Below are 15349 nucleotides of genomic sequence, written 5' to 3' on the forward strand. Positions count from 1 at the left end.
GCGAGAGCGGCCGGTGTGGTCGTCAGATGTCGATCGACCTACAAACTCGGCGGCCTGCGCGGAACGGCGTCGTGAAGGTGAGGCCACTGTCGGTGCGGTGACGGACGTGGAGAATGCCGGGCTGATCCTCAGGGGCGTCGCTGAAGTCTATGACGGTCGTCCACGTCTCGCCGGTCCAGATCCGGTGACCACGTTCGACGTCGCTCATGGGAATCTGCTCCCGGGTCGGGGCGATCCGATGGCGCGCGGACGCAGGCATATTTCTTCTCCCGAGTGTTATCGACGCGGTGTCGCGGCAGGGCCTGGGTTCGAGGAAGCCGATGAGGCGGGCCGGCGGCGCAGCTCCGTTGGGCGGGGTCCGCTTCGGTCGGCGGTCTCGGGCCCTGTCCGGGCTGTAGGTGGCGGCCTGTGGAGCACCCGCCCGGTGTCTGTGGGCGGGTGCCAGGAGAGGCACCGTCAGTGGTCCCCGCGGCGGTCGCTGGGGCTCTGGCCGCGAGCCCCGTAGGCGCAGCCGCGGCACGGGTCCCGGTCAGAGGTGGGGCGGCCCGTGGGGCCGCCCCACCTCGGGGAGGGCCGGTTAGACCGTGACGCCGGCGATGACGCCGGCGTCGGCGGGGACCTCGTTGCGGGCGGACTCGATGGCGTCGATCACGAAGTCGACGTTGTTGTAGTACTTGCCGTTCTTGGCCTGCCGCGGCTCGTTCCACCGCAACTCGCGGGAGATGATCTGGACGAAGCTCCCTCGGGGGAAGTCCCGCGTGATCTTGGCGGTCATGGTGGTGTCGAAGGTGATGACCGGGATCCACATCGGCTTGTTGTGGAGAACGCCCCACTCGTCGGTGTAGGTGCGGAGGGTCTGGATGCGGAAGGAGCAGCCGACGCCGTCGCGCAGTTCGATCTGGCGGATGTCGCTGTCGATGTGGCCGATGATCTCGGCGCAGAAGTCACTGTTCATCATGGGGACCTCCCGGTCTCGGGTGCCGGGCGGATGGGGCCGCCGTGCTGGTGGCCTGGGGCTGTCTGCCCCGTCCCGGCACGCAGTCGCCTCGCGCCGCGCGACCGCCGGCTCCGTCATGCCGGGCGGTCACGGCGACCCAAGATGTTTTCGACGTAGGAGTAAAAGATCTTGGGTCGGCGTGGCGAGCGAAGCGAGAGTCCGGTTGACGGTGCGGCCAGCGCGGCGAGACTGCCTTGCCGGGTAACGGGGTGTAGGCAGACCCGACCAGCACAGGCGGCACAAGTCGCCACCCGCCTGCGAGGCCGTGGAGTTCAGATCGATGTCACGGCGGCTTCTTGTGAGATCACGTCCGTTCCGGCGCTGCCCAACGATCGGCCCGCGGACCTCAACGCAGGATTCCAACGCGCCCTCGACGCGTGGGCACCGTTGACGGCCCGGGCCTCAGTGCGGATCGTCGCCGCACGGAGTCGGGGACCGGCACACGTGGGGCCTGTTGGGACGGGTCCGGGGCGGCGACGCTCCCGCGTCGTCGGTCGAACGGGCGTTAGGGGCAGGGCAGGGACTGAGTGCTGGTGAGCAACACGTTGACGGGCACTCCGTACGGCTGGAGCCGAGGGGTTCCGGGTCGGTGGTTCGGGCCGGATGTCGTGCGAGTTTCCCGCTGGTCTTCGGAGGGGCCGTGAGGTGATCCGGTCGGCGCTGGAGGCGCATGGGATTGACCGGGCGGATCGTGGCACGCGGTCCATTCCCGTGGTCTAGGGCGAATGCCCGTCGAAGGTCGGTTCGTCGTCGCGCGGCCGCACAAGGTCGGCGTTCTACCTGGTCAATGCGGTATAGCGGCCCGCCAACACGAGCGCGACCCTTTCGGAACGCTTGAAGGGAAGGACGGGGTGCGTGCCGCATGACGCCGGCGCGTACCCCCGCGCCGAGAGCCGGAGGTCGCCGTCGACCGGATCAGAACATCAGGTCGGTCTTCCCTTGGTCGGGGGTGTGGTCGGGCCTGCGGGTGGCCGCCCCCGCGCGCCTCGGCCCCGGGTGCGCATCGCAAAGGCGGGAGCGGACTGCGAGGTGGGAGGGGCTGCTCGGGGAGGATCGGGATACTCCGGGGCGGGTGACCGGATGCCCGACGGCGGGGCGACGATCGTGAAGCCGACGGGGCCGATCTCGTAGTAGGTGGCGCCGACCTGGACGATGTCGCCGACGGACAGTCCGCGGTGGCCCTGGTTCCGGTAATCGATGGCGCGAGGATCGGGTGTGCCGAACTCCGCGTCGTGTCCGACGTTGAGCAGCTCGAACATCTCATCGCAGATCTCGAGCGGGTCACGGTCGGCGCTGGCGGTGCTCGAGAAGACGAGAACCACCGGCCCGCCTTCGTCTGCGGATCGGAACCTGCTGAAGATGTCGGTGTGGAAGACGCGGACGGGGATCTGGTCGGACATGGCCGCTTTTCGATGGTGGTCCTGAGGCGAGGCCGCGCACGGACGGAAGGGACGGAGCGCAGACCGGGGGAGCGAAGCGAGCCCGGTTGCGCGCAGCAGCGGGCCCGCGAGGCTACGAGCCCGAGACGACCCCGGTGCCGTGCTACTTCGTCGACCCGTCTACGTGCCAGGGCGGGCGTTGTCGATGCAGTGGCCCATGCGGGTCGCCAGTTCTCCGGCGGTGGCGGCGTAGTCGTCCTCGTACTGATCGGCGCGGTGGGAGAGAGCCGCTCTGAACGCCTCGGCGATACGGACCGACATGTAGGTGACGCTGCCGTTGTGCATGTCCCTGGCCGCCTGCTCAATGGTAGTCCAGCCGAACCCGGCCCCTTGTTCGTTGGCCGCCGCGTAGTTGCCCGGGTCGGTGCCCTGCTCGATGAGGACGCGCTCGTAGCGGGTGACCGCGTCGCGAATGACGTCGACTTCGTGTCGGCTCTCGCACTTCCACGCGACGCCGGTGGTTCGGCGCGTCATGACCGACTCCGAGGCTGGAGCACGGCTGTCAGGCATGCGGGTCTCATAGAGAGCACCTCGATGTCGGTGTTGTAGGGAACGGCGAGGGGATAGGCGAGCTCGACGGTGGAGACCAGGGCGGCGCCGCCGGTGAACGAAGCGGGGACGGCGGCGGTCACCGTGACCTCGATGTCGTAGCCCGTGAATCCAGGGGCGGTCGCCTTGATGACGTCACCTTCATCCAGGTCCAGAGGCCTGGTCACCGGACCGGCTCCCCGGGCCACGAGTCGTCGCACTCTGAGAAGAGGCCAGTGATCCGGCTGGCGGGCCGGCAGAGGAGGATCGAGTGCCGATGCTCGCGGGGGGCCGTGTCAACGTGAACCCACGCGTGGGTGCCGACCATGTAGATGGAGTCTTTGGGGCACGCGCAGCGAATGGCCGGCCGTCGCCTGGCCGTTCGTCGAGGCATGAAGCATCACAACTTTCAGATCAAGCGGAGATCGCCGATGCCGCCACCGGCGGTCGGCGGACATGAAGGAGGGGGCTCAGGGGTGGCGGAGCCAGCCGTACCCCTTGAGCGCGTCCGGGGTGGGCTTGGCGAGGACGAGCCGGTCGGCCTCTGTCACGATGCGGCCCGGCCCGGATGTCTCCTGGACTCTGAAGTAGGGGTCGAAGTCATCGGTGTCCTTCGGCTTGGGGTTGTAGGACACGCGGGTCAGTCCGTCGAGGCAGGGGTGGGAGTTGACGGCGATGATGGTGCCGCGGACCCATGCGTGGACCGCGCGGCGCCCGTCGCGTTTGACGCGTCGCAGCCCGGCCTCGGAGACGATCATGCGGGCCTGGGAGAGGGTGATGTCGTCGACGTTCGCGACGACGCGTCCCTTGCCCGGTGCGCGGAGCGACGTCACGCTCCACAGGGTGGTCCGGAGATTGAAGTGAATCTGGAAGAACCCTCCGAGGAGATCTCCGGAACGTACCTCGGCGATGGGGCGTCCAGCTTGCGGATCAGTCATGCTCATCGCCCCACGGATGCCCACCGGTACTGCGGTCGAGTCCGGAGCCGCACAGGCCGCAGAGGGGAACGGGCTGGAACTCTGGCTGGTCACCGAACCGGGAACGGGCCTCGTCCAGAGGGACGACGTACTGCTGGTCGCGCTGGTAGCCCTTGCCGATCGTCCACCATTCCGTCAGGCGGGCGGCGGCGGGCTTCACCGCGAGCCGCAGTACGGGAAGCCCCGCAACGGCGTCTGGACACAGCGGGGACCGCCAGTGCTCGGTGATCACTCCAACCCAGAACACCGGGTTGATGAAGCCCATGGCGCGGGTTTCGTCAACGACCATGGTCGTGCCGATCGGATGGCGCTCGGCGAACCGCTGCGGAGAAAGACGCGCGGTCATCGGCCCTCCTCCATGAGACGCCGGTCGAAGGCGCATTCACGCCCGGACACCGGGTCGGCGAGGTCGACGAACGTCTCGTCCTCGGTGCGCACATCGACGACGGCGAACAACCGCAATCGCGGGCCGAACGCGATGATGTCCTCTCGCGCCTTCTCGGCGGCCTCACGCGGGTCGGCGGCGGTCACCTCGACCGTCACGGTGACGTTGTAGTCGTGCTCCATTGATCAGTCCCCGGGTGTGAAGGGGAGACGCACAGGCGTCCGGGCAGGCTCCGTCGAACTCGATCCGGCCGTTCGCGTGGGCAGAACGGACCGTTCCCGGAGGAGTCGCTCTCCCCGCTTTCGGCGGAGCGGCACGTCCACCATGTGAAGAAGGGGCCCCTTCGCGGTGACGCCTCGATCGGCCGGGTGGGCGCGGAGTTCGTGAGGCCGTTGGTCGACCGACGCCAGCATCGGACGACCCGAAAGCCCGACGCGGAATCGCTCGATCGCGATGACGTAGCTCATGAGCCGGTGATCCTTCTCAATCGGATGACGTCGTACTGATCGGAGCCCCGACCGGCCCACATCTGGCCGTGTAGATCCCGGACGCGGATGTACCGCATCCGCCAGTCCCCATGCCGAGAACAACGAGGCCGGCTGAAGTGCAGACAGAGGACCGTCCCGAGCACCTCGCTGGGCCAGGTTGTCACCTTCAATCGCCCGCCCCCGGGGCCGAGATGGTGCGATGGGCCCGATGCGATGTAGGCGTAGATGGAATCGCGGACGAGGAGGTCAACGACTTGGTCGTCGTAGGCGCAGCGGTAGCACATCGTCCAGCCGCCGGCCGTCCGGGCGACCCCGTTGGTGAACGCGTACCTCGTCGCGGTCGGCGGATGCCCGCAATCCAGTTCGTACGGTCCAGGGGGCGGCCTCCTCATCGACAGCCCTCGCCGGCGAACAACGAGAACGTTTCTTGCTCCCGGCGGCACATCTCCAGCGCCGGCCCCATGGGGCGGTTGGGGCCGTCGTAGCCGGAGCCCGGATCTCCGTAGGCGGCGAACCAGGCGGCGAGTTCTCGAGCGGCGCCGAGGGGCGTGGTCGGCAGGGGGCTGTCCAGGCGCTGCTCCCGGAAGGTCTCCTGATCGCCCCACGTGACGACGTACCGCCAGGTCCCGGTGTAAACATCGCCGAGCCTCGCGCCGCCCAGCTTCTCGATGGCGATGGTGATCGTGCGGCTTCCGTGCAGATGTTCCCTGTCAAGTTGGCGTGTTGGCACTGGCCCCGGCCTTCCGATTCGGAGCGGTCTCACAGGGCGAGGCCGTACGCGGGCGTCAGGGACGGAGCGCAACGCGGGGAGCGCAGCGAGCCGGGTTGCGTGGAGGACCGCGCCCGCGAGGCTACGAGCCGGTGAGGCCGCGATCGGCTCCAGGCAGGGCGATCACGGCCAGGTGAGTCGCTCCGTGAGGAGGTGGTGCTGGGCGGGGTTGGCGGTGAGGGAGAGGGCGCGGCGGTCGGCGGCGTGGGCTTCGAGGTGGCGGTCGAGGTCGCGGAGGAGTTCGGCGCGGGTGGCGTGGAAGAGGTGGCTGGTGTCCAGGGCGGTGGCGAGCCGGTCGAGTTCGTTGAGGGCGGCCTGGGGGCCGAGGACGTAGCGGACCGCGATCGCTCGGTGGAGCTGGATGACCGGTGTGGGGGTGAGGCGCAGGAGCATGTCGTAGAGGACGAGGATCTGGGTCCAGTCGGTGTCGTGCCAGGTGGGGGCCTCGGTGTGGCAGGCGATGATGGCGGCTTGGAGTTGGTGGGGGCCTGGCCGGTGGTGGGCGGCGGCGCGTTCGAGGAGACGGACGGCGTCCTTGATGGCCTGGTGGTCCCAGAGGGAACGGTCCTGGTCTTGGAGGAGGATCAGGGTGCCGTCGGGGGTGAAGCGGGCGGCGGTGCGGGCCTGGTGGAGGCGGATCAGGGCGAGTAGGCCGAGGACCTCGGGTTCGCGAGGGGTGAGCCAGGCGAGGGTGGCGGCGAGGTATTCGGCGTCGTCGGCCAGGTCGCGGGCTTGGGGGCGGTCCCCGCCGCTGGTGAGGTAGCCCTCGTTGAACAGCAGGTAGATGACGGTCAGGACTTGGGCGAGCCGTTCGGGCAGTTCGTGCTCGGAGGGGATGCGGTACGGGATGCCCGCGTCGGTGATCTTGCGTTTGGCGCGGGTGATCCGCCGGCCGATCGTGGGCTCCGGTACGAGGAAGGCGGCGGCGATCTGGCCGGTGGTGAGGCCGCAGACGGTGCGCAACGTGAGGGCGACCTGCGCCTGGCGGGGCAGCGCGGGGTGGCAGCAGGTGAAGATGAGCTTGAGGCGGTCGTCGGGCTCGGCGGGGACCGGCCAGTCGAGGCGGGCGAGTTTGTCGCGGTAGACGGCCTGGCGGCGCAGGAGGTCCAGGCCCCGGCGGCGCGCGACGGTGAGGAGCCAGGCGTCGGGATGATCGGGAACGCCCTCGGCCGGCCAACGCCGGAGTGCCGTTTCGATGGCGTCCTGCATGACGTCCTCGGCGGCGGCGAAGTCACCGAGGACGCGGATGAGGCAGGCGGTGAGCCGGCCCGCGTGGTCGCGGATCACGCGGGCCAACTCGGCGTGGACGTCGTCCATCAGGTGAGGGGTCGGATCTCGACGATCGGGCAGGCGGGCCACGTGCGGACGAGCGCGATCGCCTCGTCCAGGTCGGCGACGTCGATCTCGGCGTATCCGGTGATGACCTCCTTGCCCTCGATGAACGGTCCGTCGGTGACGACCGCGTCGCCGCCGGACAACCGCAGAGTCGTGGCGATGTGCGGGGCGGCGAGCTTCTGATGGTGGGTGATCTTCGCGGCGTTGGCGGCGAACCAGCGGCCGACCGCCTCGTAGGCGGCCTGCCGGTCGTCGTCGTCCAGCGCGGCGAGCTCGCGCGCGAACTCCTCGGTCTCGATGAACATCAGCACGTACTTCACCGGGGATGCCTCCTGGTTCGTGGTGGGTCCGGATCCGGGTCGGCGGTCAGGTGGCGGGCAGCGGGCAGTACAGGTCGATGCCGTTGCCGTCGGGGTCCGCGACGGTGGCGGTCCGCATTCCCCAGAACGCGTCCCACGGTTCCTTGATCCCCTGATATCCCGCCGCGACGAGCTCGTCGTACTTGGCGGCGACGTCGCCGGGCGCGGGAGCCTGGAAGGACAGGAAGGTGCGGGCTCCGCCGGACGGCCTGGTCCAACCGGGGGTGATGGACGCGCGGAACGATTCGGTGTCGAGCATCAGGTGCAGCCCGCCGGGCAGGTCGGCGCCCGCGTGGTCGGGGTAGGAGGCGTCCACTTTGAACTCCACGCCCAGCCGTCGGTAGAAGGCGATCGACGCCTCCATGTCCGTCACCACGATGTCGATCGTGTTCATCACCAGGTCCATGATCTGCTCCTCGGGTTCACGCACCCGCTTTCGGGGTTGCCGTCATCCCCGAGACGAACGGCCGATGCCGCGATCCGACACTCCGACAAAGAATCTTGTAGTCCCCGCGCTGCGGAACCGCGTGCAGGGATGCTTGCCGGCCAGGTAGGGCGCGCCTGTGAACGGGATCATGAAGAGGGAACGCGGGCGGCGCCGGCGGCAGGGCCTGACCGAGCGGCAAGGACGGCCGACGCGGATGGTCCTCGCCCTCAGTGGGTGAGATGGCGGTTCAGCCGCTCGGCCAGGTCGTCGGCGCCGCGGATCGCGGTGAGTCGTTCGGCGGGTTCGCCGTTGATGAACACGATCAGCGTGGGCAGCGTCATGATCTCGAAGCGGGCGGCCAGGGCGGGATTGTCGTCGAGCCGCACGGACCCGACCCGTAGCCGCCCCTGCGCCCGGCCGGCGAGGTCTTGAAGGACAGGTTCCAGTGCCTTGCACGGACCGCAGCCTTCGGCCCAGAAGTCGATCAGGATCGGCAGGCTCGTGTCGGCGAGGTGGGTGTCGAAGTCGGCTTCGGTCAGGGTGATCACCGGGCTCATCTGCGCCTCCGTCATGGTCGGGTGGCCGTGCCGAGGATCTGCGGTGCGGCCGGGAAGGGCATGCCCGTGTCGGCCATGGTGAGTTCGGTGAACGTGTCGATGGTGAACCCGGCTCGTTCGATCGCCGCGCGGGTGTCGCGAGAGCAGTGGCAGCCGCCACCGAACCACGGCCAGACGCCCAGGCCGTCGAGGGTCTTCTGAACGCGTCGCCGTCCGGGGGCGGTGGCTCGGACGTGTTCGAAGAAGCGCAGTCGGCCGCCGGGCCGCAGGACGCGGAGCACCTCGGCGAGGGCCCGGTCCTGGTCGGGGACGGTGCACAGGACGAGCGAGGTGACGGCGGCGTCGCAAGAGCCGCCCTCGACGGGGAGGCCGTCGGCCAGACCGTCGACGACCTTGATCGGGACGCTCGCGCGGTCGGCGGCGGCCTCGGCCAGTGACCGCAGGTGGGGTTCGGGCTCGACGGCGATGACCTCGGTGACCGCGGCTGGGTAGTGGGCGAAGTTGAGGCCGTTGCCCGCACCGATCTCGATGACCCGCCCGGCCAGCCCCTCCAGCAGCGTCGCGCGGTGCGGGCCGATGCTCTTTTCCAGGCGGGTGCTGGTGCGGGCGTAGAAACGGGCGAAGAACGGGTGTCGGTGGCTCATGGCGTCCTCCCGGAGCGGCGGGCTACCCTCATATCCGGGAGGCTACAACATAGTGAAGTACCTACACAATGCATCGAATGCCGAATCCGAGCCTCGGGGCGCGCTGGAGCGGTTGTTCGAGCTGGCCGCGATGACGTCGGAGCTGATGGAGCGGGGCATGGCCGAGCGGGGTCTGTCGCGGGCACGGACGTCGGTGCTGTGGGCCCTTCATCAGCGCGGACCGTCCACGCAGCGGGAGCTGGCCGACCTGATCGGGGTGACACCGCGCAACATCACCGGTCTGCTGGACGGTCTGGAGGCCGACGGGTTCGCCGAGCGGGGCCGTCACCCCACCGACCGCCGGGCGACCCTGGTCTCGCTGACGTCCAAGGGTGTGGAGACGATGACCGGCCTGACCGAGGAGTACCGCGCCGGGTACGACTGGCTGTTCGAGGGCGTCTCCGCCGACGACCTGGAGGCGTTCGAGTCGGTGGCGTGCACGGTGATGGACCGCATCCGCTCTCTGGACTGCTGAACCCTCACCCGCCGGGGGTGGTGAACACTCCCCGGGCCGACGGGCCGGGCGTCGGCCACGACACGCTGGGCATCGCGAGGAGTCCGTCGAGTCCGTCACATGGCGAGCCTCCGCCGTCCGGCGAGTACAGGGGTCTGGGTGCCCGACGAGGGTGCTGCGAGGCGATGGCCGAACTCGGCCTCCCGACGTCGGCGTGATGCGTCGGCGACCGACGAGACCAACGGTGGACTCGCCCGGCTTCGACGTCGTGGGACGGTGTCACGACGAGTGGCGTCCCGGCCGAAATATATTGCATTGCCTCACTTTTCTCCACGACCGCCGACGTGTATCGCTTTTTCTCCCAAGCCACCTTGATGCGTTCCATGGCGCGGACCGATCCGATGCAAAGCCAAATGAAAAAGCCCTAGCCTGCCGCGGGTCAATGGTCGGACGAGCGGTAGGGCGTAGCGGTGCATTTCGACTACGGTATGGCTTTGGGTGCTTTTCTGGTGGCCGTGATGGTCGGGCTGACCGGGATGGGCGGCGGGGCGTTGATGACGCCGATGCTGGTCACGTTCTTCGGTGTGTCGCCGATGGCGGCGGTGTCCAGCGACCTGGTCGCCGCCGCGGTGATGAAACCGGTCGGCAGCGCCGTCCACTATCGGCACGGAACGATCAACACGAGGCTGGTGGGCTGGCTGTGCGTCGGGTCGGTGCCCGCCGCGTTCTGCGGGGTCCTCGTGGCGAAAGCCCTCGGCGGTGGGGACGGGGTTCAGCACGTCATCGAGAAGGCGATGGGCGTGGCGCTGCTCATCGCCGCCGCCGGGCTGGGCGTGCGGATCTACCAGTCCATGACCGAGCGGGCCGCCCGGCGCGCGGGCCTGTCCGGCCGGACCGCGGGGGCCGACGGTGAGCACGGGGACGGCCTGCCGCAGATCCGGGTCCGTCCGCTCCCGACCGCGCTGGTCGGGGCGGTCGGCGGGCTCGTGGTCGGGATCACCTCGGTGGGCTCGGGCTCGCTGATCATCGTCGCCCTGCTCGCGCTGTACCCCGCGCTCAAGGCCAACCAGCTCGTGGGCACCGATCTCCTGCAGGCCGTTCCCCTGGTGATCTCGGCCGCCCTCGGCCATCTGCTGTTCGGAGACTTCAGACTCGAGGTCACCACCGCCCTGCTCGTGGGCTCCATCCCCGGCGTCTACCTCGGCTCGCGGATCTCGTCCCGCGCGCCCGGCGGCCTCATCCGCAACCTGCTCGCCGTGGTGCTGCTGGCCACCGCGCTGAAGATGCTCGGCCTCGGCCCCGCCGCCATGACCACGATCACCGCGCTCGCATGTGTCGCGGCGCTGGCGACGCGTGTGCTCGTCCACCGTCGCCAGGGACTGCCGGTGCTCTCACGGGTGCCGGTCACTCGGAAGGCCGAGGTCGCCGAGCGGTCGGTGGCCTGAGCCGCCGAGCGTCGTCATCGCCGTGGCCAGCGCGATCACGGCGATGATGGTCACGGCCAGTCCCAGCGCCGGGACCACCCTGGAACGAGGCCGCACGCCGGCCCTTCGGGCATGGCCCCGACCCGTCGGATCGCCGATGCGGCCTGCCGGCCAGACGCCCGCCCCGACGATCAGCAGCGCCAGACCCGCCACCGGTGCCGTCTTGGCCACGGCGGCTGCCAGGGTGAGCATCGACACCATGGTGCGCGTCCAGGCGAGCGTCGTCCGCTCCTGCGCCAGCCCCGGGTCACGGCCCGGCCCGTGACCGAGGGCCGCACCGGATGCTCGGGTCACGAGGGCACCGCCACCAGCGCGGTCGCGACCAGGCCCACCACGGTGATCACACCGACGAGGAGCCGGGGCAGCGCCGAGGCCGGCAACGGGTCACCGTGCCGCAGCGCCCGCTGGTTGCGACGCCATTCCCGATACGCGCCGCCCGGCAGCACCGCCCCCAACCCGATCAACGGGAACGCCAACAAATGACGACCCCACGGCCACCCACGGAACGGCGGCAACACCTGCACGATCGCCAAACCCGCGATCACCAGCGCCAACGCCGTCCGATTCCACGCCAGGAACGTCCGCTCATTGGCGAACGTGAACCGAGCGTCCGGCTCCGAACCACCTTCGACCCCACCCCGCCCAACACGTCGCATATACCAGGACAATAGCCTCCATATCTCTCCCCAGGGCACTGGCCGCGGATGCAATGTGAGCGCCATCAGGCGACAGGGAATTATGGCCCCCAGGGAATTTCCGAGTTCAACGCCCTGAATTGATCGGAATGCGGTCTGAGGAGCTGAATTGGAGACATCTTTTGATTTCGGCGCGTGGTGACGGACGCGCGGATCGCGATCGGGTGACCCGCCCTGATGGACGGGACGACGCCGGCCCGAGCGGTCCGCCTCAGAGTCCCTGCCGGTGAAGATCACCTCGTCGGTTCCCGCGCCGACGAGCACCGTCAGAAGGCTTGCCGAACGGATCGGTGACACGCGCCCACATCGCCTCGTCCGCGTGGGTGTCGACGGGGATGATGCCGATTTCATCCAGGAGGATCGGCCCGCCGTCGAGGCTCCGGGGACGGCCGTTCACCGGGCGGTCGCCAGGGGGCGGCCGGTGCGGCGCCATTCGGGGACACCGCCGTCGGCGATGCGTGCGGTGAAGCCGTGCTCGTGCAGGACCCGGACGGCTTGTGGTGCGAAGACGCAGTATCGGCCTCGGCAGTAGGCGACGATCTCGGCGTCGGAGGGGAGTTCGGCCAGGCGTGAGGCGATCTGGTCGTGGGGGATGCCGATCGCGCCGGGGATGTGCCCGGCCTCGAACTCGGACGCCGGCCGCACGTCCAGGACCACGACCTCGCCCGCCTCGCTGCGCCGTGCCAGCTCGTCCAGTCCCACCGGTTCCAGCGCGGTCAGGTCGCCGAGATAGGCGTGGGCCGCGCGTTCGGCCTCGGCGAGTCGCCGCACCGCGAAGGTCTGGACGTGTTCGATCAGCGCGGTCACGTCGTCACCGGCCGGCCGGTAGTACACGCGGACCCCGTCGCGGCGGGTGGTGACGAGCCCGGCCTGCGCGAGCGCCCGCAACTGCGCGGAGGTGTTGCTGAGCTTCATCCCCGACGCCGCCGACAACTCCTCCACGCTGCGTTCACCCTGGGCCAGCAGCTCCAGCAACTCCAGCCGCGCCGGGTTGCCCAGCGCCTTGCCGACCTGGGCGAACTGCTCGTACAGCGCCGACTTGCGCGCCCGCTCCTCCACCGCACCCTCCCCGCAAGATCATCACACCCATCGCCATATTCCAACGAACCTTAGAATAATGTATCTTCGCTGTGTTGAACACCTTGAGGAGGCGACGATGGGTATCCCGGTGATCGAGACGGTGGTCGATGAGGGGCTGGGCAACAGCTCCCACCTGGTCGATCTCGGCGACGGCCGGGCACTGGCGGTCGACGCCTCCCGCGACCTTCGGGCCCTGCGCGAAGCCGCGCGGCGGCGCGGGCTGCGGGTGGCGTTCGCGGCCGACACCCATCTGCACGCCGACTTCCTGACAGGCGCGCTGCAGCTCGCGGCCGACGACGACGCGCAGGTCCTGGCCGCGGCGGCGGGCCGCCGCGCCTACCCGCATCGGGGGCTGGGCGATGGCGAGGAGGTCGATCTCGGCGGGCTCACGCTGCGGGCGTTGGCCACGCCGGGGCACACCGACGAGCACCTGGCGTTCCTGCTGCTGGACGGCGCCCGCCCGCTCGGGGTGTTCTCGGGCGGGTCACTGATCGTCGGATCGGCCGCCCGCACCGACCTCGTCGACCCCGACCGGACCCGCGATCTCGCCCTGGCCCAGTACCGCTCCGTACGAAGGCTGGCCGCGCTGCCGGACGAGACGGCGCTGTGGCCCACGCACGGGGCCGGGTCGTTCTGCGCCGCACCGCCCGGCGGTGAACGGACCAGCACGATCGGCGCACAGAAGGCGACCAACCCGCTGCTGTCGGCGCCGGACGCCGACACGTTCGCCGACCTGCTCATCGGCGGGCTGGGCGACTTCCCGCCGTACTTCCTGCGGCTGGCCGACCTCAACCGTTCCGGGCCCGCCCCGCTCCGCTCGGTTCCTCCGCCGGAACGGCTGGACGCGAGCCGGGTCCGCGCGGCTCTGGCCGACGGTGCGGTCCTCGTGGACGTGCGCCCGGTGGAGGCGTTCGCCGCCGGTCACGTGCCCGGAGCCCTGTCGATCGCACTGCGCCCACAGTTCGCGACCTGGCTCGGCTGGCTCCTGGACCCCGCCACCCCCTGGATCGTCGTCCGCGACCCCGGACAGGACCCCGCCGAGATCACCTGGCAGGCGGCCAAGATCGGCCACCCCGCGCCGCTCGGCGAACTGCCCCTCGCCGACTGGAACGGGGGTCACGCGACGATGCCGCTCCTGCGACCCGGCACCACCACCGGCCGCCGTGTCATCGACGTGCGGCAGCCGACGGAGTACGCGACCGGGCACCTACCCGGCGCCGTCAACCTCCCCCTCGGCGACGCGACCGGTACGGGGACGCCGGAGGGCCCGAGCGTGGTCATGTGCGGGCACGGTGAACGCGCCGCCACCGCCGCCAGCGTGCTGCTGCGCGCCGGCCACGACACCGCCGTCCTTTCCGGCGGGCCGCACGATTGGGCCGAGGCCACCGGCCAAGCCTTGGAGCAGGGGCGATGACCCTCACCCGGAGCGGGCCGGTCCTCGGGCTGCGGGCCAACGCCGCCCAGTTCACCCTCCTGGTCGCGGTCAACGCCCTGGTCGGCGGGATGCTCGGCCAGGAACGCACCGTGCTCCCGCTGCTGGCCGAACAGACCTTCCACCTCGCCGCCTACACCGCCGCCCTCACCTACATCCTCGCGTTCGGCATCACCAAGGCCGCCGCGAACTTCTTCGCCGGAACCTGGTCGGACCGCTACGGCCGCAAACCCGTCCTGATCGCCGGATGGCTCATCGGCCTACCCGTCCCACTCCTGCTCATCTGGGCACCATCCTGGGGATGGATCGTCGCCGCCAACGTCCTGCTTGGCGTCAACCAGGGCCTGACCTGGTCCACCACCGTCATCATGAAGATCGACCTCGTCGGCCCCCAACGGCGCGGCCTCGCGATGGGCCTCAACGAAGCCGCCGGGTACGTCGCCGTCGCCGTCACCGCCATGGCCACCGGCCACCTCGCCGCCACCCACGGACTGCGCCCCGCCCCGTTCCTCCTCGGCCTCGCCTACGCCGCCCTCGCCCTCGGCCTCTCCGTCTTCGCCGTCAAGGAGACCCGGGGACACGCCCACCACGAAGCCGCCACCCACGCCCCCACCCAGACCGTCAGCACCGGCCGGATCTTCCTGCGCACCAGCTTCACCGAACCCGCCCTCTCATCGGCGAGCCAGGCCGGAATGGTCAACAACCTCAACGACGGCCTCGCCTGGGGCCTGTTCCCCCTCCTATTCGCCGCCCACGGCCTGACCCTCGCCCAGATCGGGCTGCTCGCCGCCCTCTACCCCCTCATCTGGGGCCTCGGCCAACTCATCACCGGAGCCGCCTCCGACCGCCACGGCCGCAAACCCTTCATCGTCGCCGGCATGCTCCTGCAAGCCGCCGCACTCGCCCTCGTCGCCCACGGCACCACCATGACCACCTGGGCCATCGCCCTGACCCTCCTCGGCGCCGGAACCGCCATGGTCTACCCCACACTCCTGGCCGCCATCGGCGACATCGCCCACCCCGCCACCCGCGCCCGCACCATCGGCGTCTACCGCCTCTGGCGCGACGGCGGCTTCGCCATCGGAGCACTCCTATCCGGCCTCATCGCCGACACCCACGGCATCCCCGCCGCCATCTGGACCGTCGCCGCCCTCACCGCCGCCTCCGGCGCCCTCGCCGCCGTCCGCATGTACGAAACCCACCGCCCGGTAGTGCCGGCCGATGCACGAACCGGCTGAGCGCCCATCCCTCCCATGACCG

The 15349-nt window shown here is 70.1% G+C and carries 21 protein-coding genes; 4 read left to right on the plus strand and 17 right to left on the minus strand.

Annotation, left to right across the window (positions count from 1 at the left end; genetic code table 11):
• Positions 1-22: 22 nt before the first annotated feature.
• The 14 genes from DFJ69_RS29655 to DFJ69_RS29725 form a co-directional block, all read right to left on the minus strand.
• A complete protein-coding gene (locus DFJ69_RS29655) occupies positions 23-208 on the minus strand; it encodes a hypothetical protein (RefSeq protein ID WP_147312476.1) in 186 nt (61 codons plus the stop codon).
• A gap of 369 nt (positions 209-577) precedes the next feature.
• Positions 578-958 (minus strand): hypothetical protein, encoded by a 381-nt coding sequence (locus DFJ69_RS29660; RefSeq protein ID WP_116025641.1) that lies wholly within the window; start codon positions 956-958, stop codon positions 578-580.
• Positions 959-1920: 962 nt separating this feature from the next.
• Entirely contained in the window at positions 1921-2397 is a 477-nt protein-coding gene (locus DFJ69_RS29665) for a hypothetical protein (RefSeq protein WP_116025642.1), read from the minus strand.
• 159 nt (positions 2398-2556) lie between these two features.
• The gene (locus DFJ69_RS29670) at positions 2557-2910 is read right to left on the minus strand and encodes a hypothetical protein (protein WP_116025643.1); all 354 of its coding nucleotides are present in this window, start codon (positions 2908-2910) and stop codon (positions 2557-2559) included.
• On the minus strand, positions 2907-3152 hold the full coding sequence (locus tag DFJ69_RS29675) for a hypothetical protein (RefSeq protein ID WP_116025644.1): 246 nt from the start codon (positions 3150-3152) through the stop codon (positions 2907-2909). The genes DFJ69_RS29670 and DFJ69_RS29675 overlap by 4 nt, the downstream gene beginning before the upstream one ends.
• A gap of 282 nt (positions 3153-3434) precedes the next feature.
• Positions 3435-3908: a hypothetical protein gene (locus DFJ69_RS29680; RefSeq protein WP_484419702.1), complete on the minus strand. Its 474-nt coding sequence runs from the start codon at positions 3906-3908 to the stop codon at positions 3435-3437.
• Positions 3895-4287: a hypothetical protein gene (locus tag DFJ69_RS29685; protein WP_116025646.1), complete on the minus strand. Its 393-nt coding sequence runs from the start codon at positions 4285-4287 to the stop codon at positions 3895-3897. The genes DFJ69_RS29680 and DFJ69_RS29685 overlap by 14 nt, the downstream gene beginning before the upstream one ends.
• Complete coding sequence (locus DFJ69_RS29690; protein ID WP_116025647.1) at positions 4284-4508, minus strand: hypothetical protein; 225 nt, start codon at positions 4506-4508, stop codon at positions 4284-4286. Before DFJ69_RS29690 ends, DFJ69_RS29685 begins: the two co-directional genes overlap by 4 nt.
• 694 nt (positions 4509-5202) lie before the next feature.
• Positions 5203-5544 carry a hypothetical protein gene (locus tag DFJ69_RS29700; RefSeq protein ID WP_116025649.1) on the minus strand — a complete coding sequence of 114 codons (342 nt, stop codon included), beginning with the start codon at positions 5542-5544 and terminating at the stop codon, positions 5203-5205.
• 162 nt (positions 5545-5706) lie between these two features.
• The gene (locus tag DFJ69_RS29705) at positions 5707-6900 is read right to left on the minus strand and encodes an RNA polymerase sigma factor (RefSeq protein ID WP_116025650.1); all 1194 of its coding nucleotides are present in this window, start codon (positions 6898-6900) and stop codon (positions 5707-5709) included.
• Entirely contained in the window at positions 6900-7238 is a 339-nt protein-coding gene (locus DFJ69_RS29710) for a YciI family protein (RefSeq protein ID WP_116025651.1), read from the minus strand. Before DFJ69_RS29710 ends, DFJ69_RS29705 begins: the two co-directional genes overlap by 1 nt.
• A gap of 46 nt (positions 7239-7284) precedes the next feature.
• Positions 7285-7683 carry a VOC family protein gene (locus DFJ69_RS29715; protein ID WP_116027005.1) on the minus strand — a complete coding sequence of 133 codons (399 nt, stop codon included), beginning with the start codon at positions 7681-7683 and terminating at the stop codon, positions 7285-7287.
• A gap of 248 nt (positions 7684-7931) precedes the next feature.
• Positions 7932-8261, minus strand: coding sequence for a thioredoxin family protein (locus tag DFJ69_RS29720; protein WP_116025652.1), 330 nt, complete (start codon positions 8259-8261; stop codon positions 7932-7934).
• Positions 8262-8272: 11 nt separating this feature from the next.
• Positions 8273-8905, minus strand: coding sequence for a class I SAM-dependent methyltransferase (locus tag DFJ69_RS29725; RefSeq protein ID WP_116025653.1), 633 nt, complete (start codon positions 8903-8905; stop codon positions 8273-8275).
• A 52-nt stretch (positions 8906-8957) separates the two neighbouring features.
• On the opposite strand from DFJ69_RS29725, the gene DFJ69_RS29730 reads away from it, so the two are divergent.
• Together DFJ69_RS29730 and DFJ69_RS29735 are read left to right on the plus strand one after the other, a co-directional pair.
• Positions 8958-9419, plus strand: a complete 462-nt coding sequence (locus DFJ69_RS29730; RefSeq protein WP_211328841.1) for a MarR family winged helix-turn-helix transcriptional regulator — start codon at positions 8958-8960, stop codon at positions 9417-9419.
• 467 nt (positions 9420-9886) lie between these two features.
• Positions 9887-10843 carry a sulfite exporter TauE/SafE family protein gene (locus DFJ69_RS29735; protein WP_116025654.1) on the plus strand — a complete coding sequence of 319 codons (957 nt, stop codon included), beginning with the start codon at positions 9887-9889 and terminating at the stop codon, positions 10841-10843.
• On the opposite strand, the gene DFJ69_RS29740 is transcribed toward DFJ69_RS29735, so the two are convergent.
• The 3 genes from DFJ69_RS29740 to DFJ69_RS29750 form a co-directional block, all read right to left on the minus strand.
• Positions 10790-11176 carry a DUF202 domain-containing protein gene (locus DFJ69_RS29740; protein ID WP_116025655.1) on the minus strand — a complete coding sequence of 129 codons (387 nt, stop codon included), beginning with the start codon at positions 11174-11176 and terminating at the stop codon, positions 10790-10792. The genes DFJ69_RS29735 and DFJ69_RS29740 overlap by 54 nt on opposite strands.
• Positions 11173-11538, minus strand: coding sequence for a YidH family protein (locus tag DFJ69_RS29745; RefSeq protein WP_116025656.1), 366 nt, complete (start codon positions 11536-11538; stop codon positions 11173-11175). The genes DFJ69_RS29740 and DFJ69_RS29745 overlap by 4 nt, the downstream gene beginning before the upstream one ends.
• Positions 11539-11970: 432 nt before the next feature.
• The gene (locus DFJ69_RS29750; RefSeq protein ID WP_116025657.1) at positions 11971-12636 is read right to left on the minus strand and encodes an ArsR/SmtB family transcription factor; all 666 of its coding nucleotides are present in this window, start codon (positions 12634-12636) and stop codon (positions 11971-11973) included.
• Positions 12637-12733: 97 nt separating this feature from the next.
• Between DFJ69_RS29750 and DFJ69_RS29755 the strand changes: the two genes are divergently transcribed.
• Entirely contained in the window at positions 12734-14071 is a 1338-nt protein-coding gene (locus DFJ69_RS29755) for an MBL fold metallo-hydrolase (RefSeq protein WP_116025658.1), read from the plus strand.
• Positions 14068-15327 (plus strand): MFS transporter, encoded by a 1260-nt coding sequence (locus tag DFJ69_RS29760; protein WP_116025659.1) that lies wholly within the window; start codon positions 14068-14070, stop codon positions 15325-15327. Before DFJ69_RS29755 ends, DFJ69_RS29760 begins: the two co-directional genes overlap by 4 nt.
• The last annotated feature ends 22 nt before the right edge of the window (positions 15328-15349 follow it).

Source organism: Thermomonospora umbrina (assembly GCF_003386555.1).
Taxonomy (GTDB): domain Bacteria; phylum Actinomycetota; class Actinomycetes; order Streptosporangiales; family Streptosporangiaceae; genus Thermomonospora; species Thermomonospora umbrina.